The sequence below is a fragment of the Rhodoferax ferrireducens genome, assembly GCF_003347515.1.
Lineage (GTDB): Bacteria > Pseudomonadota > Gammaproteobacteria > Burkholderiales > Burkholderiaceae_C > Rhodoferax.
On sequence record NZ_QEII01000275.1, the window covers coordinates 58,960 to 85,834 of the forward strand.

Below are 26,875 nucleotides of genomic sequence, written 5' to 3' on the forward strand. Positions count from 1 at the left end.
CTTCAGGAGCCCCGCATGAAACAGACCCTTCTGGCCGCCGCCCTGGTGACTGCCGCCACCCTGAGCCACGGCGGCGGCTTCACGCTGAGCAGCCCCGACATCAAGGCCAACGGGATGATCCCGGCCAGCTTCGAGTTCAACGGCTTTGGCTGCGCCGGCGAGAACAAGTCGCCGGCGCTCAAATGGAGCGGCGCCCCCAAAGGCACCAAGGCGTTTGCCGTGACGGTGTACGACCCCGACGCGCCCACCGGCTCGGGCTGGTGGCACTGGATGGTGATCAACATCCCGGCGGAGGTGAACGAACTGAGCCCCAACGCCGGCGCCGTGGGCGGCGCCAACCTGCCGGAAGGGGCGCGCCCCGCGCGTATCGACTTCGGAGTGGCCGCCTGGGGTGGCGTCTGCCCGCCGCAGGGTGACAAGGCGCATCGCTACATCTTTACCGTGTACGCGCTGAAAGACAAGCTTGACGTGCCCGCCGACGCCACCGCCGCGTTGACCGGCTTCATGATCAACGGCAACAGCCTGGGCAAGGCCAGCTTCACCGCCCGATACGGTCGGCCCAAAGCCAAGTAAGCGACGTGCTCAGACCCTGAATATTGATGAAATAGGGCTCCAGCCCTTACCAATTAAGCGCAAGTAGCTATTTATTACATAGCAACCAGAGGACTACCAGCTTGGGCGGCTTCAAGTCCTAATGCATGAACTTGCCGCCGCGCCCGATGATTGTCAGGTCCGTGAACGTTGAGCCCTGATGGTCTTTGGCGCTGTAGTTAACGGTGAAACCACCGAGGTTGACCTCGCGCATCGACTCCAGCCCGCTGATCAGTGTCTCGCGCGTCAGATTTTTTCCAGCGCGGCGCAGCCCTTCCACCAGTACACGGGCGGTGAGGTAGCCCTCCATGCTTGAAAAGTCGAAGTCTTTCTGTCCGGCGTCCAGCATGCGCTGCTGGTACTCACGAACAATCGGGCTGTTCGGTGCATAGGGGAAGGGCACCACCTGCGAGATCACCACCCCCTGGCCGGCGTCGCCCAACTCGTCCGCCAGGGCTTTGGAGCCAACAAAACTGACATTGAAAAACTGGCCGCCATAGCCTTTAACCCGGGCCTGTTTGATGAAGGTCGCGCACGATTTGTAGGCACTGATCTGCACCACCACTTCGGGCTCTGCCTGGAGAATGTCGCCCAGCGACTTGGCCACGTCCACACTGTTGCGTTCTACCGTGCCCGTGGCCACCGGCTTGAGCTGACGCTTGGTCAAAGCCCGCACCATACCCTCCAGGCCCGCTTTGCCGTAGGCGTCGTTTTGGTAAAACACCGCGATTTTCTTGATGCCCAGGGTCGTGAGGTGCTGCACGATGCGCTCGGTCTCGTCAAAGTAACTGGCCCGCACATGAAACACCTGCCGGTTGAAGGGCTCCCGCAAGGCCTGCGCCCCGGTGAACAGGCCCACCAGCGGCACCTGCTCTTCGCTCAGGATCGGCAGTGCGGCCAGCCCGGTGGGCGTTCCCACGGACCCGGCCAGGGCAAACACCTTGTCCTCATGAATCAGCGCCTTCACGGCAGCGGCAGCTTTCTCGGGCTCGTAGCCGTCGTCCCGGGTCAGCAGCTTGATCGTGCGCCCGTTGACGCCGCCCTGCGCGTTAACCGCCGTGAAGTAAGTCTGCATGCCCAGCTGCATGCGTTGCCCGAGTTGGGCCGCCGGTCCGCTGATGGCGGCGAACTGGCCGATCAGGATCTCCTTGTCCGTCACGCCGGTCTCGGCCTGCGCCAACGACGAAGCCAGGACCAAAACCAAAGAAGCCAACCTGTTGAAGATGTTCATGGAGTTCCGTTAATGACTGCTATTTCCGGAGCATAACGGTACCCGCGTCATGACAAACCCTAATGGCAGGTTAAGCGGTCTCGCTCATCTGGCCGTCGATGTAGTACCAACGCCCCTGCTGGCGCACAAAACGGCTAGTCTCGTGCAGGCGCTGCGCCCGTCCGCCCTCGCGGCAGCGTGCCACAAACTCGACCACGCCCGCGTCACCATCCACCTGCGCGCGACGCACCTCCAGCCCCAGCCACTTGACCGGAGAAAGCGCCAGCTCGCCCGGCGCCGTGGACGGGTGCCAGGTGGCCCGCAGGTAGTCCACAAAGCCCAGCACAAAGGCGCTGTAGCGCGAGCGCATCAGCGCTTCGGGGTTGGGAGCATGCACGCCTTCTGCCAGGCCCGCGTGCCATGGCCCGCAACAGGCGGCGTAGGGCCGGCCGCTACCGCAGGTACAGGCAGGATGGCTCAGGGGCGGGGGTTTCTTCATGGCCGGGGACCGGTTGCGTCAGTCTGTTCAGTGAATTCCCAGTGTCAGCAGCACTTGTTTAACGTCCGCCAGACTGGGAAGACGAGCCAGCGCCGAGACCAGCAGGATAAGCTGTGATCCGCTGATTTTTCCGCCGAGAACGTCCAGCACCCGGTCATGCGCATCGCCTCCGGCCAGATTGTCGGAGGTGGCGGCCTTGAGTGTTGTCGTGATGAAGTCGCCGAGCGTACTGGTGTCGACCGTGCCAATCAACAGCGTGCCCACATCGGTTTGCGCGGCAAAAACAGCGCTGCTCGTGATGGTGCCGGTGGCAAAAACCGCGTCAAAGGCCGAGAAGAAGAGCGAAGGCTCGGTGCGCAACAAACGTGCAACCAGCATTTCAGTGAGCGGCGTGATGTTGGCAGTCATCGAAATGCCGTTGCCAGTCGCCACCGTGTGCAATTTCGAGTCGTCGGCCGGATTGGTAATCTGGAGAAGGCAGGGCAACTTGCCACCCACGACGGCAAGACTGTAGGTGCCATCGGCATTCGTCGTTGCGGTTCCAGTGCCCACCGCGCATTTGGCGCTGACGGTGGCGCCAGCAATCGCCTTGCCGGTCGCGACTGTGCCACTGACGGTGAAGATGCCCGTGTCAACCGAGACGGTGACGGAGGAACCGCCGCTGCCACCACCGCCGCAAGCGACCAACAGCCACGAACTTAGAACAACTGCAAGAATTTTCATATAAGGCACCGTTTGTTTGTCATTGATCATTCGCCGCGCCATTGACGCCACCTGAGCCAACCCATGGGGCTTGGTCATGCAGCACCTGCTGCGCCGTCCCCATTTCGGGCGATGTCGGGATTGTGCAGGAATACGCGCGTGCGCAATGGGTGAAGCGCCGACTGATCACGCCTGGCTGTGGTGGGATACTTGGCCTGGGTGGCTGGATTTCCGATTCGCCCTGTGTTGGCCATTTTTTTGTTGGATTCTTTATGTTTAGACGAATGTTTTTCGGCACTTCTGCCGCCCTCGCCTTGGCCCTGGCAATCGCATCAAGTGGCTGCGCCTTTGGCCCCAGAGGCCAGGCCGAGGCACCGCCCATTGTCTTTGTGCATGGCAATGGCGACTCAGCGGCCGTGTGGCAAACCACCTTGTGGCGTTTCGAGTCCAACGGCTGGCCTCGGGATCGCCTGTTCGCCTTGCAACAGCCCTATCCCTTGGCGCAAGATGACGATAGTAGAGAGCAAGCCGGTCGCAGTTCGACCGCTGAGCACATGGCCTTCTTGAAGACAGAGGTCGACAAGGTGCTGGCCAAGACAGGCGCCAAGCAAGTGGTATTGGTAGGCCATTCGCGCGGGGGCTATGCGATTCGCAATTACATACAAAACGGGGGCGGTGACAAAACGGTCAGCCACGCGATATTGGGCGGCACGCCCAACCACGGCGTGTGGGCGATGCCGGGCTTTCGCGAGGGCAGCGAGTTTTCAGGCATTGGCCCATTTTTGAAAGCCTTGAACGCGCCCAAGAATGCGGCGGGGGACGAAGTGAGCGGCCCCGTCCAATGGCTCACCATTCGATCGGACAACAACGACAAATTCTCGCAACCGGATGGGGAATGGTTTGGCGCCAAAGGCACGCCCACCCGAGTCAACTACGACAGTCCGGCACTCAAAGGCGCGCAAAACACCGTCATACCCCGCATTGACCACCGTGAAACGGCATTCTCAGCGGAGGCTTTTGAGGCAACCTACCGCTTCATCACCGGCAAGCCACCCGCATCACTCAAGATCTGGCCTGAGCCAAGCATCGTGCTGGACGGCATGGTGACCGGCATGGGCGTGCGCTCCAGCTCCAGCTCCAGCTCCAGTGACAGCGGCGGCGCCGGCAACAATTTCACCAACAACCTGCCCGTACCCAAGGCGCTGGTCGAGATCTATGCCGTGCACCCGGAAACTGGGTTGCGGGTGGGTGCACCGGTTCACACCAAGGCAGTCAGTGCCAATGGCCGCTGGGGTCCATTCCGGGGCATGCCCGGCGTTCCCTATGAATTTGTAATGAGTGCCCCGGGTTACGCCAAGACACACATTTACCGCAGCCCTTTCCCGCGCAGCAGCGATGTCGTGCATTTGAAGGCGGATCGCATCGCCGATGCGGATCTGCCGGCTTTCTCCATTGTTCAGCTGATACGCCCGCGCGGCTACCTGGACCCGACCACCCACCACATCCGGTTTGATGACCAGTCCCCGCCACCGGGCGTGACCGTGGCGCGCGTAGCCGGCATTTCATCGAGCAAAATCAATTTGACGAAACTGCAAAACCGGGCGATTTCAGCAGAGTTTCATACCGACGCCGTCGAGCGGATTGTTGGCAGGACCTGGCCGGCCAAAGAGAACCATGTGGTGTGGCTGGAAATCACGCAATAGCTTAGCGCGATCGCTGTGCTACCGAGCCCTCCATGGCCCCCTCGACCGCCACGGTGATCACGAAGCTACGCTCCAGGTAGAGCCACATCAGCATCGGCACCAGGGTCGGCAAGAGCAGAAAACCCAGTTGATAGCCCAGGCCAATCAGGTTCACATCCCACTGCGTAAAGTAGGTCGTGGATCTGGTGAACTGCCCGGACTGCACCGCGATCGGGATCAACCAGGCAAAGCACACGCCCCACGCCTGAAAGGGTAGCAGGCCCACAGCGCATGCCGGCATGCTTCCACCACATCCCTTTTGCCCGTGCCGCCAGGAACAGTGCCAACAACAAGGGCAGACCATAACAGTAGGTCAACACGCTGACCTCGGGCGTCAAGTCCGCCAGCCTGCCGGATACGTGCGGCACGCTCAAGCGCGTGATTAAGGTCTGATTGATGCCGTCGAGCTCCGTGCCGGAAACCCAGCCGGGAAAAAAGTAGCGCATCAGCTTGTCTGCCAGCCAGGCCACTGGCAGCACCACATAGTCACGCGCCCAGTACCACAGCGCCAGCGCCGGCACCAAGCCCAGCAGGGCCCGTGCAAAGAAACCACCGATCACGCTACGCGGTTTGCGCATTCGCCACCTCAACGCGTGCTTCGCGGCGCGCCACCTGGCGCACCCACAGCAGCCAAACGACAAGCACATCCAGCATGATCAAGGCTTGCCACAGGTAAAGGTGCGCGAACTTGAACATCGGCTCGCTGTACTCCACCAAATAAAACAGGGTGATCACCCGCAAGACGTTGACGGACTGGATCGCCAAAAAACCCAGCGCGATACCGGCCAGACGCATGGGCCAGGACGCGGGATAGGCCAGCACGGCAGCGATCAGGATCAGGCAGGCCTCAATGCCGTTGCAGCCCGCCTCAATGGAGACGCCCACACCGGTGACGGAATGCTGCAGCACCTTGCCGTAAGCAATGACGGAGCCGTCAAAGAACCCGAGCACCGCTGCACTGACAGTTGCAAGCAGGCTGGTCCAGGGCAAAACGACGGTGTTCTGCACGGGATGCGTCAACTCCGCCGCAAACAACGCTACCAAAATGGCGAGGAAAACGAGAACGAACCTAATCACGAAAAACTCCTTCTGGGAAAATCAGACAGAACACACTGCAGCGACCAAATGCGCACGATCGAACAGCTAATGACAAGCATCTCGGTCTTCATCAGAACAGATCAGCCTTGAACTTCGGGATCTCGGCAGCCTGGCCCAAGAGAAAATCAGCCCGACTGACAATATAGTCGGCCAGCTGTTTCACAAACGCGCACTCCTCGCTCACATAAACAGGATCAGCCGCCTGCAACTGCGCCTCTTCCTTCGCCCACTCACACAACTGCTTCAGTTCCCGTGCGAACGTTCGTCGTGGAAAACCCAGGCGTTCGCAGAAATCCGCCAGCGCGAACGACTTGATTGCCGGCAGCGTGAATTCGTCGCCGAAGGCCATCGCCAGTTCGTGGTCGATCCGCTTGCCGTCATACACGGCCACGCTAACCAGGTCGTAGAAAGGCGCGACGGTGAACACGTCCCCGTACCCGAAAAAGGAGATGTTCTTGCCGTGCGCATCGCTGTTTCCCAGCAGCAGCGTGGTAACGGCCCACATGGCCATCTGGCGAATCCCGACCGCTGCATTCGACAAGTTCGGTCGCAGCGTAGCCAGCGCCTGGAAACTCGCGCCGTCGCGGATGTGCCGCACATCGGCGGCATTGCCCAGTGAACGCTCATACTTGGCGGACACCGGCAGGTTCAGCGCCTGGCATCCGTCGATGGTGTGGCGGCGCCGGACACGCTCGTCCACACGGACCCGATCGAAACGCGCCACACACAACACCGGCGCCGGAACCCGCAGGATTTCCACCTCGGCCGCCCAGTTCTCCTTCAGGCGCCGCTGGCTGAGCCGGTTGACCAGGGTCATGCAAAAATGCTCGTTGGCCACCATGCAGGGCAGGTTTTCGTTCAGCGGCTCGGGCTTGAGGATGTGCGTCGAGGAAAGCGAGCCATCGGCCAGGAAAAGGTCATCGCCTTCGCGCAGCACCAGCAATTTGTCCTGGTAACCCGCGACCGACATGCGAACCCGGCCGTCCCACACGGTGAACGGCACACTATTACGTTCATCAATGCGTTGCTGCAGTTCCGCCAACTCCACCTTCCTGCGCTCAGGTTGCTGAGCCTGGGGAAGCTGTCCCGCAGGCAGAAAACTCAAGGCGCCAGCCGTCTCCCGGCCCAACACTCGGATAAGGCCGAAAAGATGGGTCTTCTGGATATTGGTGAAACTGGAGACGACATCCAGCGCCCGCCCCTCGGGCAGCAGGTTGTCGATGTAGCGCCGAATGACGACATGCGACGTCTCTCCCTCAAACGGAATATGCGGCGTCAGTTGAAAGCGGTCCGGATGCTTGAGCCACTCTGGGTCGTAAGCAAAGCTGAATTGATCATTCGCCGGATCGAAGGCCAGCCGCCCGATGCGGTTGGTTCCGCAGAACACATCCAGCGCCCGGTCAAGGTCTTCGACAGGGTCGGAACTCATTCGGACGCCTTCAGCGCCAAGTCCCTGAACTTCCAGGCTTGGCTCTTGGAAACCACCAGCATCTCCAATCCCAGCCCCTCCAGCACCTTCAGCAGCCGGTCCGTGGTGACCGGCTTCCCGTTCTCAAGGCGTGAGAGCATGTCCGCCGAGACGGCGCTGAAGACGGCAGCGTCATCGATGCGCAACCGGGACTGCGCACGGGCGTTGCGCACGACAGCGCCCAAGCCGGCCAGATCGCTGATTTGAGGATCAATTGCTTCACGCGTTTCGGGTAGGCGCCGCGCCATGGTCATTCCAAATAGTTTCGTCAAACCGAAATTATAACAATTAACAACCTGAATGTCATTTTATTACGCTATAGCGAAACTATCTTTCTCAGGAAGTATTTTATACATTTGTTCCGCAGTAACGAAACAATTTTATAAGCACAAGCTGCGGGCTTATGTTTGGTAACCCGAATACCCAAGACCGATGATCAGCATCAGCACAGGTTTTTCCTTTCGCAACAACAAGTTACCTAAAATTTCAACATAGGCAAAATGACGAAAAACCGCTTCAAAGCATGCCATGAACGTACACGGCCGTGCGCTTAGACAGGTTGTGCACGTAGCCCAGCGAGGGTGTCGACCGCGTCGCGGTAGTAGCCCGTCATCGCGATGATGGCTGCCGAACTCGTGGCGCGCCGATGTTGCTGGAGGTGATGTCACCGTTCAGTGGACCCGCGCGGCAGCCCGCCTGTACGGCTGTTGACGAAATTCCGGGCGGGCTCCAGTGTTCCGGTATCCACGGAGTATTGGTACACATGCTGTACGGCCTCACGCACGCGCTGTGCCGTCTCAAGGTTGCCACGCTCCTTGATGCGGTGCAGACAGCGAACAAGTTCTGTGGGCTTGATGGTCTCCACCGGCAAGTGGCCGATCCATGGGAAGACATGCAGTTCCAGATGCCGGATCACCTTTTCCGCATAGCCCGCGGACCACTGACGGTCTTTTTTGGCTTGGCCATGCCATGCGCGCTCCAAAAGCTCAAAGGTGTTGAGCCGGGCGACACGATCACGCTCGTCTTCCGCGCGGCGCGCTTCCCTGGGATCGATGCCACCGGCGCGCTTTTCAGCCTCAGCACGCGCCTTCTTGCGCGCCGTCACCAGCGATACGACGGGATAGTGCCGAGGCTCAGCTTGGCTTCCTTGCCCAGCTGCTTGTAGCGATACACCCACACCTTGGCGGTCGGCCGCACGCGAAGGTACAAACCCTCGCCGCCCGTCAGCAAATACTCCTTGGCGAGGGGCTGCGCCGCCTTGATCAGAAGATCATTTAGTTGTCCCATGGTGTACCCAAAATAGACTGATGAAAAACAGCAGTCTGGGGTACACCGTTGGGTACACGCAAGAACGGGACGTTGTGGAATCAAACGATACCGCTTGAGCCGCCTTTTCAGGCTAAGTCCTTGATTTACAAGGACTCTGGGCTAACTTGGGATCGTCTGAGAAAGAAAAATGGTGGCCTGGGGCGGAATCGAACCACCGACACAAGGATTTTCAATCCTCTGCTCTACCGACTGAGCTACCGGGCCTGAGCCGCAAATTATAGCAGCACTTTTTCTCCGAAATTGAGCAGATGTCTGAAGCTCAGGCCATGTTGCGCTTGGCCCGCATCAAGTCAACGCCCAATTGCTTCAACTTGCGATAGAGATGGGTTCGCTCAAGCCCTGTTTTCTCTGCCACCCGTGTCATCGATCCATTTTCTTTGGCCAAGTGGTACTCAAAATATGCTTTTTCAAATTCATCGCGGGACTCGCGCAATGGCTTGTCAAGCATGAAGCTTTGCTGTGATTGAAGCCCGGCTTCTATCACCACAACACCTGAAGAATGTCCAACCATTGCGGCCATGTCCACCAGCGGCAAGACCGAGGGCTCCGCCAGAGGCGGTGCGGTCTTGCGGAGCACGCCACGGGCCAGCCCCTGCTCCACCGCTTTGAGCAGTTTTTGCAACGTGATGGGTTTTTCCAGAAATGCCAGTGCACCAATCTTGGTGGCCTCTACGGCGGTTTCAATCGTCGCGTGCCCACTCATCATGATGACGGGCATGGTGAGGGCGCCTGTCGTGGACCATTCCTTGAGAAGCGTCACCCCATCGGTGTCCGGCATCCAGATGTCCAACAGCACCAAATCGGGCCGGTCGCGCAAGCGGGCAGCACGCGCTTGCGCGGCATTTTCGGCCACTTCAACGTTATGCCCCTCATCGTTCAGAATTTCCCACAACAGATCGCGGATGCCGAGCTCGTCGTCAACCACCAGTATGTTTGCCATGTTTAGCGTGTCCCTTGGGTATGCTGAGGCCGCCCGGCTAAACCGGCACGACACTCTCAATGGCGAATGATAACGACACTTGAGCGCCCACCACTTGACCGTCGACGACACGATTGGAGATATCCACGCGGGTGCCGTGCTCATCGGCAATTTTCTTGACCACGGCCAAGCCCAGCCCAGTACCCTTGGCTTTGGTCGTGACGTAGGGTTCAAACGCGCGCTTGAGTATGTGCTCAGGAAACCCGGTACCGCAATCCAGCACGCTCAAACGAACCCGCCCGGCGCTCTCATTGCATTGGGTTTTGATGATCACACCGTGCTCGACGCCGGTGTGGCCCGCCGTTTCAGTGGCATCCTGCGCATTTTGAAGGAGGTTGTGCAACACTTGACGCAACTGCAGGGCGTCTCCAAGCACTTTCGGCCGGCGTGGGTCAAGCTCCAGTCGCACCGGTACCTGCGAGGTATCGCTGGCATAGAGTTGCGAAATTTCTGATACCAGGACATTCAAGTCAAGCGGCTTCAGTTCTGCCGCAGGCAAGCGCGCATAGTCCCGGAATTCATTCACGAGACGCTTCATCGCATCCACCTGGTCCACGATGGTTTTAACCGACTTGGTCAACAAGGCCTGTTCGGGCGGGGCCACCTTGCCCGTCAATTTCATCTCCAGCCGTTCGGCTGACAACTGGATGGGGGTGAGCGGATTTTTGATTTCGTGCGCCAGACGTCTGGCGACTTCGCCCCACGCCTGCGACCTTTGTGCAGAAACGATTTCGGAAATATCATCAAAGACAATAAGCCTTGCAGCACCCGGTAGCTCTGCACCACGCGCTACTAAAATAATAGCATTATCTGCCTGCCTGCCGGTCAGCGCGGCGGCCGAGTTTCCCAGTTCAAAAGATTGTTGCCAGTGATCCAGGCCATGTTCACTGCGTGCACCCAGAAACGAGTCAAACTGGGTCTGAATGCTTTCCCCAAACGTCTGCAGGCCTTCAATGTCTGCCAGCCGTTGTCCCACATGGGCCGCCAGAGGCACCCGCAGAATGCGGGTGGCGCCCGGGTTGGCTGACTGGATAAGGCCTTGCGCATCGAGCACCATGACCCCGGCGGTGAGGTTGTCGAGAATCGTCTGCAAATTGGCCCGCGCGGCATTCACCTCCTCCATGCTGGCCTGGACTGCCTGTCTGGCATCCGCCAGTTGCTGCGTCATGTCCGCAAACGAGCGAGTCAGACCATCCAGTTCGTCCCGTCCTTGCAGAGATGCTTTCGGTGTTAAATCCCCTGCGGCCACCTGGCTGACGCCGTCGGCCAGCAGCAGCAGCGGGCGTGCAATCTGGTTCCCCAAAACAATGGCCAATAACACAGCCCCGAACACCGCCAGAAACAGACTCAGCGTCAAGGTCCCGATGTACATGCGTCGAAGCCCGTCACGGGCCAGCGCCCGCTCCTGGTACTCGCGGTTGGCTTCCGTGACCGCCAGCGCGTTGGCCACCAGGGTGGGCGGCAATGTCTGTGTCACTAGCAAGAAGCGCGGCTCGACCAGCAAACCCACGCTGGTGCTGGACACGAGAACCAGCGCTTTGATCCGTGCATTCCCTGCCACGCCCGGCACCGCGTCGTCCAGCCCCTCAATCCAGGTGAGCGACCTCTGAACTCGCGCGTTGCGGAACTGTTGTTGACTAGGTCGCTCGGGACTGAGCTGGTAGCGGGATTGACCCGCAGCGGCAATCAAACGCCCCGAGGCACTCCAGAGCATCAGATCAGTCGCTCCCAACTGGTCACGGGCACGCTCCAGTGGCAATGCGGCACTGACATCCGGCGTGTCTGCCAGCTGCGCGGCTGAGGCACGCGCCTTGCTGGCCAATTCATTGGACAGGGCTTCCAGTGTGACCCGTCCAAGATTGAGACCCGCATCCAGGGCTCCTTCAACCTTGACGTCAAACCAGCTTTCAATGGAGCGCGAGACAAACTGGTAAGAAACCACATAGATCAGGACGCCCGGCGCAAAGCCTGCCAGTGCAAAAATGGCGGCCAGTCTGACCAGCAGGCGGCTGCCAAATTTGCCCTGACGCAGCCGCTTCAACAGGCGATACGCAATCCACACGATGATGGCCAGCAGCAGACTTGCAACCACCACATTGAGGGTAAAGAGCCGCGTGTAATTGCGCTCGTACATGTCGCGATTGGTGGTGGCTTGCGTCAACAGGAACAGCAGCACCAACCCGACCGCCACCATGGCAGCCAGACCGGCGCTCACGGTCCAGCGCAGGGTCCGGGAGGTCCGCAGCGAAAAGCGGCCGGCCAAATCGGTCAACGTACCGGAGCCGCTCACTTGGCGCTTTCCAGTATCAGCGGCCGGGTGGTGGCCACCGATATGTCCCAGTCGGTCTGGCCCAGCGAACCAATCTGCAGGGGGCGCGGCAGTTGTGACACGTCCAGGCGAAAACGGAACTCCACGAGATGGCGCTGTTCCAGGTCAATGTCCGAGATGTCGGCAATCTTCCAGCGGGCCAGCCGCTGCACTGCAACCAGGGCGTCAGACAGTGTCTCAAAGTTCTGATTCAGGGCAACCCCCAGCCCGGCATTGGTGATCCGGCCAGAGGCGACATTCAGCCGCCAGCGGCGCGTCAAGGGCTGATAGGCCAGACGCATATGGCGCTCGGCGCTCGCCACTTTCTTGTTGCTCCAGTACCAGCGCTCACGAAAGACGTCCGCTTCGGCCACGAAAATCATGGCAACACCCTTCAAAAGGGCCTCCTCGACCGCTGCCGGCAACTCGAAACCGACGGTGGCGGTCAGAAGGACTGCGTCACCAGCGCGTTCCAGTTGAAACAGGGAGACGTCTGTCGTCGGGGCTTCCGCCCGCGCAGCATCAGAATACCCCCACGCCAGACAGGCACAGGCGAACAGCCCGATCAGGTCAAGCCGCGCGTTTCTCAAGCAATGCGTAATAAAAGCCGTCATGGTCACAAGCTGGATTGTCCGGGACGGCGTCGCCATTTGCCCCGTTAAGGGGCATTAAATGCCCAGGCGAAGGCAGCAAAACAGCTTGGGTGTTGTGCGCAAGAAACGTTTGAATCTGATCCTCCCCCTCGGCCCGAAAAATCGAGCAGGTGCAGTACAACAATCGCCCACCCGGCTTGAGCAAAGCCCATAGAGCCTTGAGCAGCCGGGCTTGAATCATGGCCAGCTGGGCAATATCAGACTCGCGCCGCAACCAGCGCACATCGGGGTGGCGTCGCACAATGCCGGAAGCGGAGCACGGTGCGTCCAGCAAAATGGCGTCGAACAGCTGGCCATCCCACCAGGCCGAGGTGTCCGCCGCGTCAGCCGCCAGCACCTGCGCTTGCAGGTCCAGCCGTTGCAGGGTTTGGTGGATTCGCTCGCAGCGCGCGGGGTCAACATCCAGCGCGGTCACCCTGCAATCCGCAATCTCCAGCAGGTGAGCCGTTTTACCACCCGGAGCGGCGCAGGCATCCAGCACATGCAGCGCGCCATTGGATGGCAGGCCGGACAGCAGCAGCGGGGCGGCAAGCTGTGCGGCGGCGTCCTGCACTGACACAACACCGTCGGCAAAGCCGGGCAAGTCTTGCACAGGTTTGGGTTCGGCCAAGGTGACGCCAAACGGGCCCGCTGCGACAGCGCTCAGACCGGCATCTTTGAGCGTCTGCAAATAAGGCAATACTGCGGATCGCCTGGCATTGACCCGCAGCGTCATCGGTGCATGGCGATTGTTGGCCGTCAGAATCGCCTGCCAGCGGTCTGGCCATTCTTTTTGGAGTCGATCGATCCACCATTTGGGATGGTTCCACATCGCCACCGGTTTCTTGTCCGTACTGGCCACCAAGGCATCGCGTTCACGCAAAAAACGGCGCAAGCAGGCATTGATGAAACTGGCCTGAGGTTGCGTGGCGGCACTTCGTTTGGCCGCTTCCACGGCTTGATTGACGAGGGTGAACACCTCGTAGGGGGCATCCTCCGCTCGCCACGCCAAGGCCAGTGCCGTGCACAGCAGGGCGTCGGCCGGCGGCGGCGGGGTTCGGCTGGCCAGTAGCTGGCGCAATGCCTCGGCTCGCCCGAGCGAGCGCAGCACATGAAATGTCAGCGCCTGCACGCCGGGCCGCAAGTCGGCAGCCACATCGGCCAGTGCTGCCGTTCCGGACACACCGGAGCGGATGGCCAGCAAGACTGCCGCCACCGCTTGCAATTGTCGCCATAGTGGGATTTTTTGTTCGTTCACGTCCATTGTCAAACCTATATCGGCTGCGCCGATTTGAAACCAAACACCCAAGCCAGCACCCGCGCCGGAAACTGATCTATGGCTTCGTTGTAATTTCCTACTCGACAGTTGAACTCGATCCGGGCCGCTTCGACTTGCGCAGCAACTTGCGCCCACTGAGACAACAGCATCTCTGGCAGTGTGGGCCCGGCGAGATCGGCTGGCAAGTCTCTGAGGCGCGACCAAGACAAATACAAGGTATCAAGAGCCGTACTCAGCGCACGCATCGTCGGCCCCTGCAGAGGACGTGCATGGGCAACCTTCAGCGAAGCGTTGAACTGTTCCACCGCCGCCGCAAGCCCGGCCCAAGCGGCAGAAGCCTCGTGTACCCGCGAGTCGAGATGGGCATCATCTGCGCCCCCCGTCTCTGGGAGGTTGGTTTTCACCATCGTTATGTATTGGTTCAGTAGCACCTCTAAGGTGGCGAAAGCAGCAATACCTTGCGCACGAAGACGCACCAGCCGGTTGTAGGCACCCATTGACCAGAACAACAATACCGCGATGGCAAACCAGACCATGATGGAATCGCTCATTTGCATCAGTCTCCAGATCCGGCGAGTCACACATCTTCAAAAGCAAGAACTAAAACGCCTCAAGCCCCCGTAAAAAGGGCTTGAGGCGCTATTCTTTAGATGGCAGCTTGAGTATTACTCGCTGGCTGCACCTTCGTTGGCTTCAGTCCCCTCGACCTCACCCGCCAATTCAGCGGCTTCCGCGTCGGAAATAGCACGGCGCTCGGCATCGTCCATGTTCTCGCGGATTTTGCGGGCTTCGTGATAAGCCATGCCGGTACCCGCTGGGATCAGGCGGCCCACGATGACGTTTTCCTTCAAGCCACGCAACTCGTCGCGCTTGCCCATGATGGCGGCTTCGGTCAGAACGCGGGTGGTTTCCTGGAAGGATGCCGCGCTGATAAAGCTGTCGGTGGACAAGGAGGCCTTGGTAATACCCAGCAACAAGTTGGTGAAGCGTGCGGGAATCTTGTCTTCGGCGCGCAAAGCATCATTGGTGTTGAGCATCTCGGAGCGCTCCACTTGCTCCCCGTTGATGTAGGTGGAGTCACCTGCATTCTCAACCACCACCCGGCGCAACATCTGGCGAACAATCACTTCAATGTGCTTGTCGTTGATCTTCACGCCTTGCAAGCGGTACACGTCCTGCACTTCGTCCACGATGTAACGGGCCAATTCTTCCGAGCCAAGCAGGCGCAAGATGTCTTGCGGGTCGGCCGGGCCGTCCACCACGCTTTCGCCCTTGTTAACCACCTGGCCTTCGTGCACGATGATGCTCTTTTCCTTGGGCACGAGTTCTTCCCAGACCACGCCTTCCGGATCAGTGATTTGCAGACGAACCTTGCCTTTGGTCTCTTTACCGAAGGACACGGTACCGGTCATTTCAGCCAGCACGCCCTTGTCTTTCGGCGAGCGGGCTTCGAACAACTCGGCCACGCGCGGCAAACCGCCGGTAATATCGCGCGTCTTCTGACCTTCAATCGGGATACGGGCCAGCACTTCGCCCGGACCCACGTCCTGACCGTCACGCACCTGGACCAGCGCGCCAATCGGGAAGCCGATCGTCACGGAGTGGTCGGTGCCGGGGATCTTCACCTCGTTGCCGGACGCGTCAATCAGCTTGACCTGCGGACGGATAACCTTGGCCGAACCACGACGCTTCGGATCGATCACCACCATGGTGGACAGACCGGTGACCTCGTCGACCTGCTTGGCGACCGTCAGGCCTTCTTCGACATTCTCGAAGTGGGCCTTGCCCGCGAATTCAGTGATGATCGGGCGGGTCAAAGGATCCCAGTTGGCGAGAATCGTGCCAGACTTGATGGTCTGATCCGCTTTCACCGCCAGCACGGCGCCATAAGGCACCTTGTGGCGTTCGCGCTCACGGCCATGCTCATCGTGAATGATGATTTCGCCGGAACGGGAAATCACGACCTGCTCCTTTTTGCCGTTCGTCACATAGCGCATCGTGGCATTGAAGCCGATGTTGCCGTTGGACTTGGCTTCCACGCTGGACGCAATGGCCGCACGCGATGCCGCACCACCGATGTGGAAGGTACGCATGGTCAACTGCGTGCCGGGCTCACCGATGGACTGCGCAGCAATCACACCGACGGCTTCACCGCCATTGACCAAACCACCACGACCCAGATCGCGGCCATAGCACTTGGCGCAAATGCCAAAACGGGTTTCGCAGGTCAGCGCAGTACGCACCTTGACTTCATCGACGCCGACGATTTCGAGTTCATCAATCAGGTCTTCGTCCAGCATGGCACCGGCCGGAGCCACCACGGAGCGATTCTCGGGATGCAGAACGTCATCCGCTGCGGTACGACCCAAGATGCGGTCGCGCAGGGATTCGATCACTTCGCCGCCTTCGACGATGGCGCGCATCAGGTAGCCACCGTGGGTGCCGCAATCCTGCTCGGTCACGACCAGATCCTGCGTCACGTCGACCAGACGACGTGTCAGGTAACCCGAGTTCGCCGTTTTCAAGGCCGTATCCGCGAGACCTTTTCGGGCACCGTGGGTGGAGATGAAATATTCCAGCACGTTCAGGCCTTCGCGGAAGTTCGCGGTAATCGGCGTCTCGATGATGGAGCCGTCCGGCTTGGCCATCAGACCCCGCATACCCGCCACCTGGCGAATCTGGGCAGCAGAACCACGGGCACCGGAGTCAGCCATCATGTAGATGGAATTGAAAGATTCTTGCTGAACCTGGTTGCCATGGCGGTCAGTGACCACTTCCTTGGACAGCTGGGCCATCATGACCTTGGAGACTTCGTCGCCGGCCTTGCCCCAGATGTCCACCACCTTGTTGTAACGCTCACCTGAAGTCACCAGACCGGACGTGTACTGTTGTCCGATTTCTTTAACTTCCTTCTCGGCGCGATCGATGATGCCCTGCTTTTCAGTCGGCACCAACATGTCATCAATGCAGATCGAGATGCCGGCTTTGGTGGCCAGACGGAAACCATATTGCAGCAGCTTGTCGGCAAACACCACGGTCTCTTTCAGACCACACTTGCGGAACGAGACGTTGATGAGCTTGGAAATTTCTTTCTTCTTCAGCGCCTTGTTGATGTTGGCAAACGGCAGACCCTTGGGCAAAATTTCAGACAGCAAGGCCCGACCGGCGGTGGTTTCCCACAGCTTGGTCGAAGGCACTAGCTCGCCCGTCTCTTTGTCCTTGGTGTACTCGGTCAAACGCACATTCACGCGGGCGGTCAGTTCAACCTCGCCCGCATCGAAAGCACGTTGCACTTCACCGGTATCGGCAAAGATCAGACCCTCGCCCTTGCCGTTGATGCGATCCCGGGTTGTGTAGTACAAACCCAGCACCACGTCTTGCGACGGAACAATCGACGGCTCGCCGTTGGACGGGAACAGCACGTTGTTGGAGGCCAGCATCAGCGTACGGCACTCGACCTGCGCTTCAACGGACAGGGGCACGTGAACCGCCATCTGGTCACCGTCAAAGTCGGCATTGAACGCGGCGCAAACCAGTGGATGCAGTTGAATCGCCTTGCCCTCGATCAAAATCGGCTCGAAGGCCTGGATGCCCAGACGGTGCAGCGTAGGCGCACGGTTCAGCATCACGGGGTGCTCTTTGATCACCTCTTCGAGAATGTCCCACACCACGGGGGTGCCGGATTCCACTTCCTTCTTGGCAGCCTTGATGGTAGTTGCGATGCCCATGGCTTCAAGACGCGCAAAGATGAAAGGCTTGAACAACTCAAGCGCCATCAGCTTGGGCAGGCCGCACTGATGGAGTTTGAGCGTGGGGCCCACCACAATCACGGAACGACCGGAGTAATCGACCCGTTTGCCCAGCAAATTTTGACGGAAACGACCACTCTTGCCTTTGATCATGTCCGCAAGGGACTTGAGTGCACGCTTGTTGGCACCGGTCATGGCCTTGCCGCGACGACCGTTGTCCAGCAGTGAATCCACCGCTTCTTGCAGCATGCGCTTTTCATTGCGGGCAATGATCTCGGGCGCCTTCAACTCCAGCAGACGACGCAGGCGGCTGTTGCGGTTGATCACGCGGCGATACAGGTCGTTCAGGTCGGATGTGGCAAAACGGCCGCCATCCAGTGGCACCAGGGGACGCAGGTCCGGTGGCAACACGGGCAGCACTTCCAACACCATCCACTCAGGCTTGATCCCGGATTTCTTGAACGCTTCCAGCAGTTTGAGCCGCTTGGTGTTCTTCTTGATCTTCAGCTCGGAACCGGTCGGGTCGTTGCGCAGCTTCTCGATCGACCCATCGATGTCAATGCTTTGCAGCAAATCCTTGATGCCTTCGGCACCCATCTTGGCCTGAAACTCGTCGCCATATTCCTTGAACTTGGCGTCATAGTCATCTTCCGACATGATGCTGAATTTCTTCAGCGGCGTCATGCCCGGATCGGTCACCACGTAGGCTTCAAAGTACAGCACGCGTTCAATGTCACGCAAGGTCATGTCGAGCACCAGGCCCAGACGTGACGGCAGCGATTTCAGGAACCAGATGTGCGCACAGGGTGCAGCCAGGTCGATGTGACCCATGCGCTCGCGACGCACTTTGGTTTGCGTGACTTCAACGCCGCACTTCTCGCAGATCACGCCACGGTGCTTGAGGCGCTTGTATTTGCCACACAGGCATTCGTAGTCTTTGATAGGGCCAAAAATCTTGGCACAAAACAGACCGTCACGCTCGGGCTTGAAGGTGCGGTAGTTGATGGTTTCCGGTTTTTTGACTTCACCGAAAGACCACGAACGGATCTTCTCGGGCGAAGCCATGCCGATCTTGATGGCATTGAAATGCTCATCCGGCGTGAACTGCTTGAACAGGTCGAGTAATGATTTCATGTTGAATCCTTTTCTTGTCCGTGCTTAGCTACGTTCCAACTCGATATCAATACCGAGTGAGCGAATTTCCTTGACCAGCACGTTGAACGATTCCGGCATGCCGGCTTCGATTGAGTGCTCGCCCTTGACAATGCTTTCGTACACCTTGGTACGTCCCTGCACGTCGTCTGACTTGACCGTGAGCATTTCCTGCAGCGTGTAGGCAGCACCATACGCCTCCAGCGCCCAGACCTCCATCTCCCCGAAACGCTGACCACCAAACTGAGCCTTGCCGCCTAATGGTTGTTGCGTGACGAGACTGTAAGGACCGGTTGAACGGGCGTGCATCTTGTCGTCCACCAAATGGTGAAGCTTCAGCACGTGCATGTAACCAATCGTGGTCGGACGATCGAACGCGTCCCCGCTGCGGCCATCAAACAGATTCGCCTGCGTACGCGCCGCCGTCAGCCCCTTGGCCTTGACGATGTCATCCGGGTAAGCCAGTTTGAGCATGCCGCGAATTTCCTCTTCCGAGGCACCGTCAAACACCGGCGTCGCAAACGTCGCACCACTGCTCAGGTTGCCGGCCATCTCAAGCACTTGCTCGTCGCTCAGCTTGGAAATGTCTTCCTTGCGGCCCGAGCCGTTGTATAGCGAATCGAGGAAGAGGCGCAGATCCGCGAGCTTGGACTCGGCCTGCAGCATGTCTCCAATGCGCTGACCAATGCCTTTGGCAGCCCAACCCAAATGCACTTCCAGCACCTGGCCGATGTTCATCCGCGAGGGCACACCCAGCGGGTTCAGAACGATGTCGCAGGGCGTGCCGTCCGCCATGTAAGGCATGTCTTCGACCGGGACGATCTTGGAAACCACACCCTTGTTGCCGTGACGGCCAGCCATCTTGTCACCCGGTTGCAGGTGACGTTTTACGGCCAGGTAGACCTTGACCATCTTCAGCACACCAGCAGGCAATTCGTCACCTTGTGTGAGCTTCTTGCGCTTTTCTTCAAAAGCGAGATCGTAGCTGTGACGGGTTTGCTCCTGGGAGTTCTTGATGCTTTCCAGCTGTGTGGCGATGTCATCGTCGGCGGGGCGAATATCGAACCAGTGGAACTTGTCCACCGAACTCAGGTACGCCTTGTCGATCTTCGTGCCTTTGGCGAGCTTTTGCGGTCCGCCGTTGGCAATCTTGCCCGTCAACAGTTTTTCGATCCGGTCAAAGGCATCCGCTTCCACAATGCGAAGCTGGTCATTCAAATCCAGACGGAAACGCTTGAGTTCGTCATCGATGATTTGCTGTGCACGGCGATCACGCACAATCCCTTCACGCGTGAAGACCTGCACGTCGATCACGGTTCCAGACGAACCCTGACCAACCCGCAGCGAGGTATCTTTTACGTCACTGGCTTTTTCGCCGAAGATGGCGCGCAGCAGTTTTTCTTCTGGCGTCAAAGTGGTCTCACCCTTGGGCGTGACCTTGCCGACCAGCGTATCACCCGGCTGAACTTCAGCGCCGACATAAATGATGCCTGACTCGTCCAGACGATTGAGCTGTTGTTCGCTCAAATTCGGGATGTCGCGGGTAATTTCTTCGGACCCCAGCTTGGTGTCACGTGCCATGACCACCAACTCTTCGATGTGAATGGAGGTGTAGCGGTCTTCTGCCACCACCCGCTCGCTGATCAGAATCGAATCTTCGAAGTTGTAGCCATTCCAGGGCATAAACGCCACCAGCATGTTCTGGCCCAAGGCCAGTTCACCCAGATCGGTCGATGCGCCATCGGCAATCACGTCACCCTTGGCCAGCAGATCACCCTTTTTAACAATCGGGCGCTGGTGAATATTGGTGTTCTGGTTCGAGCGCTGGTACTTGATGAGGTTGTAAATGTCCACACCCACTTCGCCGGCTTGCGCTTCGGCGTCGTTGACGCGAATCACGACACGGGTCGCATCCACATAGTCGACCAAACCACCCCGGGTGGCCGTCACCACGGTTCCAGAGTCAACCGCTGAGACGCGTTCGATGCCGGTACCCACGAATGCCTTTTCTGGACGCAGAATGGGCACCGCCTGGCGCTGCATATTGGCGCCCATCAAGGCGCGGTTTGCATCATCGTGTTCCAAAAACGGCACGAGGGAGGCAGCCACGGAGACGATCTGTCCAGGGGACACGTCCATGTACTGCACACGCTCGGCACCGACCAGAATCGATTCACCGGCTTCGCGCGCCGAGATCAACTCACCTGAGAGCTTGCCTTCTTTATCCAGTGCGGCATTGGCCTGCGCGATGACGTATTTGCCCTCCTCAATGGCGGACAAGTAGTCGATATCCATCGTGACCTTGCTGTCCACCACGCGACGGTACGGCGTTTCAATGAAACCGTATTCATTGAGGCGGGCGTACAGCGCCAGCGAGTTGATCAGGCCGATGTTCGGACCTTCGGGCGTTTCAATCGGACACACGCGACCGTAATGGGTCACGTGCACGTCACGCACTTCAAAGCCGGCACGCTCCCGTGTCAAACCACCTGGGCCAAGAGCCGATACGCGGCGCTTGTGGGTGATCTCGGACAAGGGGTTGGTCTGGTCCATGAACTGCGACAACTGCGAAGCACCGAAGAACTCTTTCAAGGCCGCCGAAATCGGCTTGCTATTGATTAAGTCATGCGGCATCAGCGGTTCTTGCTCGGCCTGGCCGAGACGCTCTTTCACGGCTTTTTCAATCCGTGCCAAACCGGTGCGGTACTGGTTTTCGGCCAATTCACCAACACAACGCACGCGTCGATTGCCCAAGTGGTCGATATCATCCACTTCGCCACGACCATTGCGCAAGTCCACCAAAATCTTGACCACGGCGAGGATGTCCTCGTTGGTCAACACCATCGGACCCGTTGATTCCGCACGCCCCATCTTGGCGTTGAACTTCATACGGCCGACACGTGACAAATCGTACGTGTCAGGGTTGTAGAACAAACGCTGGAACAGCGCCTGCACGGCGTCTTCCGTCGGCGGCTCGCCGGGACGCATCATGCGATAAATGGCGACGCGCGCCGCGAATTCATCCACCGTTTCGTCGCTGCGCAAGGTTTGCGAAATGTACGCACCTTGGTCCAGCTCATTGGTATAAATGCACGGCAGATCCTGCACGCCAGCCGTACGCAATTTCTTGAGCAGGACTTCGGTGAGTTCTTCGTTGGCCTTGGCCAGGATTTCGCCCGTATCGGCGTCCACGAGGTTGCGAGCTACGACACGGCCGACCAGGAAATCCTCGGGGACGCTGATGTGCGTTGTTCCGGACTGTTCCAGTTCACGGGTGTGGCGCGCGGTCACGCGCTTGTCTTTGGCCACCACCACTTTGCCGCTCTTGTCTGTGACATCGAAACGGGCCACTTCACCGCGCAGGCGCTCCGCCACAAATTCCATCTGCGCGCCACTGTCCATCAGACGGAAATTGTCATTGACGAAAAAGTTCGCCAGGATGGATTCGTGGTTCAGGCCAATGGCCTTGAGCAGAATCGTGACCGGCATTTTGCGGCGACGGTCCACGCGGAAGTAAAGAATGTCTTTGGGGTCGAATTCAAAATCGAGCCAGGAACCGCGGTAAGGAATGATTCGGGCCGAAAACAAGAGCTTGCCCGAACTGTGGGTCTTACCCTTGTCGTGTTCAAAGAAAACACCCGGCGAACGATGCAGCTGGGAGACGATAACGCGCTCCGTGCCATTGATGATGAAAGAGCCCTTGCCAGTCATCAGGGGCACTTCGCCCATGTAGACTTCCTGCTCTTTAACCTCCTTGATCACCTTGTTTTGCGACGTCGAAGACTCGCGGTCATAAATGAACAACTGAACCTTGGCGCGCACGGCTGAAGCAAAAGTCAGACCCCGGGTCTGGCATTCACGCACGTCAAACGCCGGCTTGGCCAAGTTGTATTCGAGATACTTCATCTCGACAAAGCCATTGTGGGAAATAATTGGGAAAGCCGCTTCAAAGGCAGCCTGAAGCCCCTCTACCGTCCGCTTTTTCGGGGGAACATCAGCCTGCAGGAATGCCGTATAGGCATCTTTTTGCATTTGCAGCAGGTAAGGAATTTCCAGCACGCTATCGCGACTGCCAAAATTTTTGCGAATGCGCTTGCGTTCGGTGTATGTGTAAGCCATGAGATCTCCGGGCAAAGACTAAGGAATCCTGGGTGCTTCTTGGTGATTGGCCACTACCAATCATTGGCGGACGGCCGCACATTGCGTGCGACCCGAACCAAGGCATCTTCTGCAGTCGGGGTCAGAAGACACTGAAAAACCACCTCAACGGGTCGCTTTTCAGTGCGCTCTTACAAGCGCCAAAGGCTGGGAGCTCTTGTGGAGCACCCAGCCTTTTTCGGAAGATCAATTACTTGAGTTCGACCTTGGCACCGGCTTCCACCAGTTTCTTCATGGCAGCATCAGCGTCAGCCTTGGAAATGCCTTCTTTGACATTCTTCGGAGCGCCGTCCACCAGATCCTTGGCTTCCTTCAGGCCCAAGCCTGTGATTTCACGCACAGCCTTAATGACGGAAACCTTGGCCGCGCCAGCTTCGAGCAGGACGACGTTGAATTCGGTCTTCTCTTCAACCACCGCAGCAGCAGCGCCACCGCCGGCGGGTGCCGACATAGCTGCAGCGCTCACGCCAAATTTCTCTTCGATGGCTTTCACCAAGTCGTTGAGTTCCATGACCGTCATGCTGTCCAGCGCGGTCAAAAATGCGTCTTTATCGAATGCCATTTTTATTTCCTAACAATATTGGTTACAACAGGCGGAGGGCGATTAAGCCGCCACTGCCTCAGCGGGTGCTTCTTCGGCTACTTCAGCCGCACCAGCGCCTTTTTTCTCCGCGATCGCTGCCAGCACACGTGCCGTACGCGAAATCGGGGATTGCATCAAGCCCAGCAACTGTGCCAGCAACACTTCCTTGGAAGGGATGCTTGCCAATTGCTTCACGCCGTTCACGTCCAGAGCTTTTCCACCGTATGCACCGCCGCGAATCACCAATTTGTCATTGGTTTTCGCGAAGTCAGCCACCACTCGCGCGGCAGCCACTGCATCGACAGAGAAGCTATAGATCAGCGGACCGGTCATCAGGTCGGACACAACTTCAAATCCGCTACCGGTCACAGCACGGCGAGCCAAGGTGTTTTTCAACACACTCAGAGTCACGCCATTGCTACGCGCGGTGGAGCGCAATTTGGTCATGTCAGCGACCGTAATGCCACGGTATTCCGCCATCACGAGCGTTTGAGCTTTTGCGGCGAGGTCAGTCACATCACTGATGACCGCTTCTTTCTCACTGCGATTAAGACTCAAGGTCTACTCCTTCAAAATGTGCTCGTTGGCAAATTGCCTTCAAGCACGCCACATTGCAGCGACCAACTGTTTCGGAACTGGTTCCATCTGCAGCGGGATCGCCATCTGCGTTGGCTGAGTCATGGGCAAGCCCACGGCACACTGATTAAGTGCAGACCCGTACCAGTACGGCTTGCACACCAACGGTCTTGGATGACCCGTCCACACCTCTCGGCATGAGCAGCCCACCACATCAACTCACCTTTTCAGGTGAGTTGAAATTTTTGCAATTACGCTGCGATGGTTTGCAGGTCCACACGGACACCCACACCCATCGTTGACGAAACTGCCACTTTTCGTAAATAAACACCCTTGCTGGTTGCGGGCTTCGCCTTGGTCAAGGCGTCCACCAGCGCAGCCAGATTGCCTTGCAGCTTGTCAGTGTCGAAAGAGCGACGGCCGATCGTCGAGTGAACAATACCGGCTTTGTCAACACGGAACTGCACCTGACCAGCCTTGGCGTTCTTCACCGCCGTTGCCACGTCGGGCGTGACGGTACCCACCTTGGGGTTAGGCATCAAGCCGCGTGGGCCCAAAATCTGACCTAAAGTACCCACAACGCGCATGGCATCAGGCGCGGCAATCACAATGTCAAAGGGCATATCGCCAGCCTTGATCATGGCAGCCAGGTCATCCATACCGACGATGTCAGCGCCAGCGGCCTTGGCTTCTTCAGCCTTGGCGCCTTGTGCGAACACGGCCACACGCTTGGTCTTGCCGGTGCCATTGGGCAGCACGACGGCGCCGCGCACGACTTGATCCGATTTCTTGGCATCAATCCCGAGTTGCACCGCCACGTCGATGGATTCATCGAATTTGGCATTGGCACACTCTTTGACGAGGCCCAGAGCATCGCCCAGGGGGTACAGCTTGTTGCTGTCAACCTTACCCAGGAAGGACTTTTGTTTTTTGGTGAGCTGGGTCATTTAAACACCCTCCACATTCACGCCCATCGAGCGGGCAGAGCCGGCGATGGTACGAACCGCTGCGTCCATATCGGCGGCAGTCAAATCTTTCATCTTGGTTTTGGCGATCTCTTCGAGCTGGGCACGCGTGATCTTGCCAACCTTGACGGACTGCGGCGTCGCCGAGCCCTTGTCAATCTTCACGGCCTTCTTGATCAGAATCGACGATGGCGGCGATTTGATGACGAAAGTGAAGCTCTTGTCCGCAAAAGCGGTAATCACCACGGGCAATGGCAGACCGGGCTCGATACCCTGGGTCTGGGCATTGAACGCCTTGCAGAACTCCATGATGTTCAAGCCGCGCTGACCCAATGCCGGGCCGATGGGTGGTGATGGGTTGGCTTTGCCTGCTGGTACTTGCAGTTTGACAAAACCGACGATTTTTTTCGCCATGCTTTTTTCTCCTTGCGGGTCATAACGCCTTGACCTTGCACTTGTATTTGCAGGCCCTGGCTCCCCGGGGTTAACGACTCACTATCAACATTCGCACCGAGTCGAAAAGTGCGAAATCCTTAAATTCAGGTCTTTTCAATCTGCGAAAACTCAAGCTCCACAGGGGTGGATCGGCCGAAAATCGTAACCGCCACACGGACCTTGCTCTTTTCGTAGTTGACGTCTTCCACCGAGCCATTGAAGTCGGTAAAAGGGCCATCCTTGACGCGCACAAACTCGCCCACCACAAATTCGACTTTGTGACGCGGCTTCTCGGTGCCTTCCTGCATCTGGTTGACGATCTTCATGACCTCGGCTTCCGAAATGGGCGCCGGGCGATTCTTGGCGCCACCGACGAAACCGGTCACCTTGTTGGTGTGCTTGACCAGATGCCAGGTATCGTCGTCCATGACCATCTCGACCAGCACATAGCCCGGGAAGAACTTGCGCTCCGTGGTTTTTTTCTGGCCGTTCTTGATTTCAACCACTTCCTCCATGGGAACCAGGATGCGACCAAATTTATTTTCCATACCGGCGCGTGCGATGCGCTCGATGATGTTCCGCTCGACGGCCTTTTCCATGCCGGAATAGGCATGAACCACGTACCAGCGCAGATCAGGATTGGTCGGCGCCGTCGCCAGAACTTGCGCTGCCGCCGGCGTATCGGTTGACGGAGTCGTTACAACATCATTCATTACTTTTTCCACCCCAGAATCAAGTCGTAAAACAGCCACTCAAGCGTCTTGTCAGTCAGCCAGAGAAACAAGGCCATGACCAGCACGAAGGCAAACACATAAGCCGTCATCTGGATCGCTTCCTTGCGCGCCGGCCAAACGACTTTCTTGACTTCGCGCCAAGCATCACGGCCAAATGCAAACAACTCTTTGCCGGGCTCAGATGTGAAAAACACCACCACCGCCGCAGCCAAACCCAACAACAAAGCGCTCCACTGAATGAGCGCCCCCTGCTTGCTAAGCAAATAAAATGCCGCCAATGCAGCAACAACCAATGCAGCTGCCGCAGCGAGCTTGGCCTTATCGACTCCGGTGCTGACTGTTTGTATTTGTGTGGTGGCCATGTTTCTCTATTTCGCGCTTTCTCTACGTCAAATCTAACTCAGTCGCCTTAAGACGCTGAAGCCCGCTATTCGCATAGCGGGCTTGTTATCCACCTACTTTACACAGTCAGGTGGCAGGGGCGGAAGGAATCGAACCATCAACCTTCGGTTTTGGAGACCGACGCTCTGCCAATTGAGCTACGCCCCTACTGAAAACTATTACGCGATGATCTTGGCAACCACACCGGCACCGACCGTCTTGCCACCTTCACGGATGGCGAAGCGCAGGCCTTCTTCCATGGCGATCGGGTTGATCAACTTGACCGTGATCGACACGTTGTCGCC

24 protein-coding genes, 2 tRNA genes and 2 pseudogenes are annotated in these 26,875 nt (G+C 58.3%); 2 read left to right on the plus strand and 26 right to left on the minus strand.

Annotation, left to right across the window (positions count from 1 at the left end):
* Positions 1 to 15 precede the first annotated feature (15 nt).
* Positions 16 to 573, plus strand: coding sequence for a YbhB/YbcL family Raf kinase inhibitor-like protein (locus C5P05_RS15120; protein WP_114970679.1), 558 nt, complete (start codon positions 16 to 18; stop codon positions 571 to 573).
* 118 nt (positions 574 to 691) lie between these two features.
* Here the strand turns inward: C5P05_RS15120 and C5P05_RS15125 are convergent, their stop codons facing one another.
* From C5P05_RS15125 to C5P05_RS15135, 3 genes are all read right to left on the minus strand, one after another.
* Positions 692 to 1,822, minus strand: coding sequence for an ABC transporter substrate-binding protein (locus C5P05_RS15125; RefSeq protein ID WP_114970680.1), 1,131 nt, complete (start codon positions 1,820 to 1,822; stop codon positions 692 to 694).
* Positions 1,823 to 1,892: 70 nt separating this feature from the next.
* On the minus strand, positions 1,893 to 2,300 hold the full coding sequence (locus tag C5P05_RS15130; protein ID WP_114970681.1) for a YchJ family protein: 408 nt from the start codon (positions 2,298 to 2,300) through the stop codon (positions 1,893 to 1,895).
* 27 nt (positions 2,301 to 2,327) lie between these two features.
* On the minus strand, positions 2,328 to 3,023 hold the full coding sequence (locus C5P05_RS15135) for a carboxypeptidase-like regulatory domain-containing protein (protein WP_157979343.1): 696 nt from the start codon (positions 3,021 to 3,023) through the stop codon (positions 2,328 to 2,330).
* A 251-nt stretch (positions 3,024 to 3,274) separates the two neighbouring features.
* On the opposite strand from C5P05_RS15135, the gene C5P05_RS15140 reads away from it, so the two are divergent.
* Positions 3,275 to 4,705: an alpha/beta fold hydrolase gene (locus C5P05_RS15140; RefSeq protein WP_114970703.1), complete on the plus strand. Its 1,431-nt coding sequence runs from the start codon at positions 3,275 to 3,277 to the stop codon at positions 4,703 to 4,705.
* 1 nt (position 4,706) lies between these two features.
* Here the strand turns inward: C5P05_RS15140 and C5P05_RS35290 are convergent, their stop codons facing one another.
* The 23 genes and pseudogenes from C5P05_RS35290 to C5P05_RS15245 form a co-directional block, all read right to left on the minus strand.
* Positions 4,707 to 5,048: an exosortase H-associated membrane protein gene (locus C5P05_RS35290; protein WP_420130755.1), complete on the minus strand. Its 342-nt coding sequence runs from the start codon at positions 5,046 to 5,048 to the stop codon at positions 4,707 to 4,709.
* Positions 4,996 to 5,391 (minus strand): annotated as a pseudogene (locus tag C5P05_RS35295) (exosortase H-associated membrane protein); the annotation flags it as partial. The pseudogene C5P05_RS35295 and the gene C5P05_RS35290, both read right to left, overlap by 53 nt.
* Positions 5,306 to 5,821 carry an exosortase H gene (xrtH, locus tag C5P05_RS15150; protein ID WP_114970684.1) on the minus strand — a complete coding sequence of 172 codons (516 nt, stop codon included), beginning with the start codon at positions 5,819 to 5,821 and terminating at the stop codon, positions 5,306 to 5,308. The gene xrtH and the pseudogene C5P05_RS35295, both read right to left, overlap by 86 nt.
* A gap of 91 nt (positions 5,822 to 5,912) precedes the next feature.
* Positions 5,913 to 7,271: a HipA domain-containing protein gene (locus tag C5P05_RS15155; protein ID WP_114970685.1), complete on the minus strand. Its 1,359-nt coding sequence runs from the start codon at positions 7,269 to 7,271 to the stop codon at positions 5,913 to 5,915.
* Positions 7,268 to 7,558 carry a helix-turn-helix domain-containing protein gene (locus C5P05_RS15160; protein ID WP_198674730.1) on the minus strand — a complete coding sequence of 97 codons (291 nt, stop codon included), beginning with the start codon at positions 7,556 to 7,558 and terminating at the stop codon, positions 7,268 to 7,270. Before C5P05_RS15160 ends, C5P05_RS15155 begins: the two co-directional genes overlap by 4 nt.
* A 416-nt stretch (positions 7,559 to 7,974) precedes the next feature.
* Entirely contained in the window at positions 7,975 to 8,415 is a 441-nt protein-coding gene (locus tag C5P05_RS15165) for a tyrosine-type recombinase/integrase (protein ID WP_198674731.1), read from the minus strand.
* Positions 8,412 to 8,597, minus strand: a complete 186-nt coding sequence (locus C5P05_RS34035; RefSeq protein ID WP_198674732.1) for an Arm DNA-binding domain-containing protein — start codon at positions 8,595 to 8,597, stop codon at positions 8,412 to 8,414. The genes C5P05_RS15165 and C5P05_RS34035 overlap by 4 nt, the downstream gene beginning before the upstream one ends.
* A 170-nt stretch (positions 8,598 to 8,767) precedes the next feature.
* A tRNA-Phe gene (locus C5P05_RS15170) sits at positions 8,768 to 8,843 on the minus strand.
* Between the two features lie 55 nt (positions 8,844 to 8,898).
* On the minus strand, positions 8,899 to 9,579 hold the full coding sequence (locus C5P05_RS15175; protein ID WP_114970686.1) for a response regulator: 681 nt from the start codon (positions 9,577 to 9,579) through the stop codon (positions 8,899 to 8,901).
* 37 nt (positions 9,580 to 9,616) lie between these two features.
* Positions 9,617 to 11,908 carry a sensor histidine kinase gene (locus C5P05_RS15180; protein ID WP_232834503.1) on the minus strand — a complete coding sequence of 764 codons (2,292 nt, stop codon included), beginning with the start codon at positions 11,906 to 11,908 and terminating at the stop codon, positions 9,617 to 9,619.
* The gene (locus tag C5P05_RS15185) at positions 11,905 to 12,540 is read right to left on the minus strand and encodes a DUF4390 domain-containing protein (protein ID WP_232834504.1); all 636 of its coding nucleotides are present in this window, start codon (positions 12,538 to 12,540) and stop codon (positions 11,905 to 11,907) included. Before C5P05_RS15185 ends, C5P05_RS15180 begins: the two co-directional genes overlap by 4 nt.
* Complete coding sequence (gene rsmB, locus C5P05_RS15190; RefSeq protein ID WP_114970688.1) at positions 12,497 to 13,822, minus strand: 16S rRNA (cytosine(967)-C(5))-methyltransferase RsmB; 1,326 nt, start codon at positions 13,820 to 13,822, stop codon at positions 12,497 to 12,499. The genes C5P05_RS15185 and rsmB overlap by 44 nt, the downstream gene beginning before the upstream one ends.
* Before the next feature lie 8 nt (positions 13,823 to 13,830).
* Complete coding sequence (locus tag C5P05_RS15195) at positions 13,831 to 14,388, minus strand: LemA family protein (protein ID WP_157979345.1); 558 nt, start codon at positions 14,386 to 14,388, stop codon at positions 13,831 to 13,833.
* 114 nt (positions 14,389 to 14,502) lie between these two features.
* On the minus strand, positions 14,503 to 18,720 hold the full coding sequence (gene rpoC, locus C5P05_RS15200) for a DNA-directed RNA polymerase subunit beta' (RefSeq protein WP_114970690.1): 4,218 nt from the start codon (positions 18,718 to 18,720) through the stop codon (positions 14,503 to 14,505).
* A 24-nt stretch (positions 18,721 to 18,744) separates the two neighbouring features.
* Positions 18,745 to 22,857 (minus strand): DNA-directed RNA polymerase subunit beta, encoded by a 4,113-nt coding sequence (rpoB, locus tag C5P05_RS15205; RefSeq protein ID WP_114970691.1) that lies wholly within the window; start codon positions 22,855 to 22,857, stop codon positions 18,745 to 18,747.
* A 229-nt stretch (positions 22,858 to 23,086) separates the two neighbouring features.
* Positions 23,087 to 23,458, minus strand: coding sequence for a 50S ribosomal protein L7/L12 (rplL, locus tag C5P05_RS15210; RefSeq protein ID WP_114970692.1), 372 nt, complete (start codon positions 23,456 to 23,458; stop codon positions 23,087 to 23,089).
* 42 nt (positions 23,459 to 23,500) lie between these two features.
* Positions 23,501 to 24,037 (minus strand): 50S ribosomal protein L10, encoded by a 537-nt coding sequence (rplJ, locus tag C5P05_RS15215; protein ID WP_114970693.1) that lies wholly within the window; start codon positions 24,035 to 24,037, stop codon positions 23,501 to 23,503.
* A 269-nt stretch (positions 24,038 to 24,306) separates the two neighbouring features.
* Complete coding sequence (gene rplA / locus C5P05_RS15220) at positions 24,307 to 25,002, minus strand: 50S ribosomal protein L1 (protein ID WP_114970694.1); 696 nt, start codon at positions 25,000 to 25,002, stop codon at positions 24,307 to 24,309.
* Positions 25,003 to 25,434 (minus strand): 50S ribosomal protein L11, encoded by a 432-nt coding sequence (rplK, locus tag C5P05_RS15225; RefSeq protein WP_114970695.1) that lies wholly within the window; start codon positions 25,432 to 25,434, stop codon positions 25,003 to 25,005.
* 125 nt (positions 25,435 to 25,559) lie between these two features.
* Positions 25,560 to 26,168 (minus strand): transcription termination/antitermination protein NusG, encoded by a 609-nt coding sequence (nusG, locus tag C5P05_RS15230; RefSeq protein ID WP_114970696.1) that lies wholly within the window; start codon positions 26,166 to 26,168, stop codon positions 25,560 to 25,562.
* Entirely contained in the window at positions 26,168 to 26,551 is a 384-nt protein-coding gene (secE, locus tag C5P05_RS15235) for a preprotein translocase subunit SecE (protein ID WP_114970697.1), read from the minus strand. The genes nusG and secE overlap by 1 nt, the downstream gene beginning before the upstream one ends.
* A gap of 111 nt (positions 26,552 to 26,662) precedes the next feature.
* Positions 26,663 to 26,738 (minus strand) — tRNA-Trp (locus C5P05_RS15240).
* An 11-nt stretch (positions 26,739 to 26,749) separates the two neighbouring features.
* A pseudogene (locus C5P05_RS15245) lies at positions 26,750 to 26,875 on the minus strand (elongation factor Tu); the annotation flags it as partial.

Excerpts from the sequence above, each read along its gene's own strand:
- C5P05_RS15120 (WP_114970679.1), top strand. The coding sequence starts at position 16 with ATGAAACAGACCCTTCTGGCCGCCGCCCTGGTGACTGCCGCCACCCTG.
- C5P05_RS15125 (WP_114970680.1), bottom strand. The coding sequence starts at position 1,822 with ATGAACATCTTCAACAGGTTGGCTTCTTTGGTTTTGGTCCTGGCTTCG.
- C5P05_RS15130 (WP_114970681.1), bottom strand. The coding sequence starts at position 2,300 with ATGAAGAAACCCCCGCCCCTGAGCCATCCTGCCTGTACCTGCGGTAGC.
- C5P05_RS15135 (WP_157979343.1), bottom strand. The coding sequence starts at position 3,023 with ATGAAAATTCTTGCAGTTGTTCTAAGTTCGTGGCTGTTGGTCGCTTGC.
- C5P05_RS15140 (WP_114970703.1), top strand. The coding sequence starts at position 3,275 with ATGTTTAGACGAATGTTTTTCGGCACTTCTGCCGCCCTCGCCTTGGCC.
- C5P05_RS35290 (WP_420130755.1), bottom strand. The coding sequence starts at position 5,048 with ATGGTCTGCCCTTGTTGTTGGCACTGTTCCTGGCGGCACGGGCAAAAG.
- C5P05_RS15155 (WP_114970685.1), bottom strand. The coding sequence starts at position 7,271 with ATGAGTTCCGACCCTGTCGAAGACCTTGACCGGGCGCTGGATGTGTTC.
- C5P05_RS15160 (WP_198674730.1), bottom strand. The coding sequence starts at position 7,558 with ATGGCGCGGCGCCTACCCGAAACGCGTGAAGCAATTGATCCTCAAATC.
- C5P05_RS34035 (WP_198674732.1), bottom strand. The coding sequence starts at position 8,597 with ATGGGACAACTAAATGATCTTCTGATCAAGGCGGCGCAGCCCCTCGCC.
- C5P05_RS15175 (WP_114970686.1), bottom strand. The coding sequence starts at position 9,579 with ATGGCAAACATACTGGTGGTTGACGACGAGCTCGGCATCCGCGATCTG.
- C5P05_RS15185 (WP_232834504.1), bottom strand. The coding sequence starts at position 12,540 with ATGACGGCTTTTATTACGCATTGCTTGAGAAACGCGCGGCTTGACCTG.
- rsmB (WP_114970688.1), bottom strand. The coding sequence starts at position 13,822 with ATGGACGTGAACGAACAAAAAATCCCACTATGGCGACAATTGCAAGCG.
- C5P05_RS15195 (WP_157979345.1), bottom strand. The coding sequence starts at position 14,388 with ATGAGCGATTCCATCATGGTCTGGTTTGCCATCGCGGTATTGTTGTTC.
- rpoC (WP_114970690.1), bottom strand. The coding sequence starts at position 18,720 with ATGAAATCATTACTCGACCTGTTCAAGCAGTTCACGCCGGATGAGCAT.
- rpoB (WP_114970691.1), bottom strand. The coding sequence starts at position 22,857 with ATGGCTTACACATACACCGAACGCAAGCGCATTCGCAAAAATTTTGGC.
- rplL (WP_114970692.1), bottom strand. The coding sequence starts at position 23,458 with ATGGCATTCGATAAAGACGCATTTTTGACCGCGCTGGACAGCATGACG.
- rplA (WP_114970694.1), bottom strand. The coding sequence starts at position 25,002 with ATGACCCAGCTCACCAAAAAACAAAAGTCCTTCCTGGGTAAGGTTGAC.
- rplK (WP_114970695.1), bottom strand. The coding sequence starts at position 25,434 with ATGGCGAAAAAAATCGTCGGTTTTGTCAAACTGCAAGTACCAGCAGGC.
- nusG (WP_114970696.1), bottom strand. The coding sequence starts at position 26,168 with ATGAATGATGTTGTAACGACTCCGTCAACCGATACGCCGGCGGCAGCG.
- secE (WP_114970697.1), bottom strand. The coding sequence starts at position 26,551 with ATGGCCACCACACAAATACAAACAGTCAGCACCGGAGTCGATAAGGCC.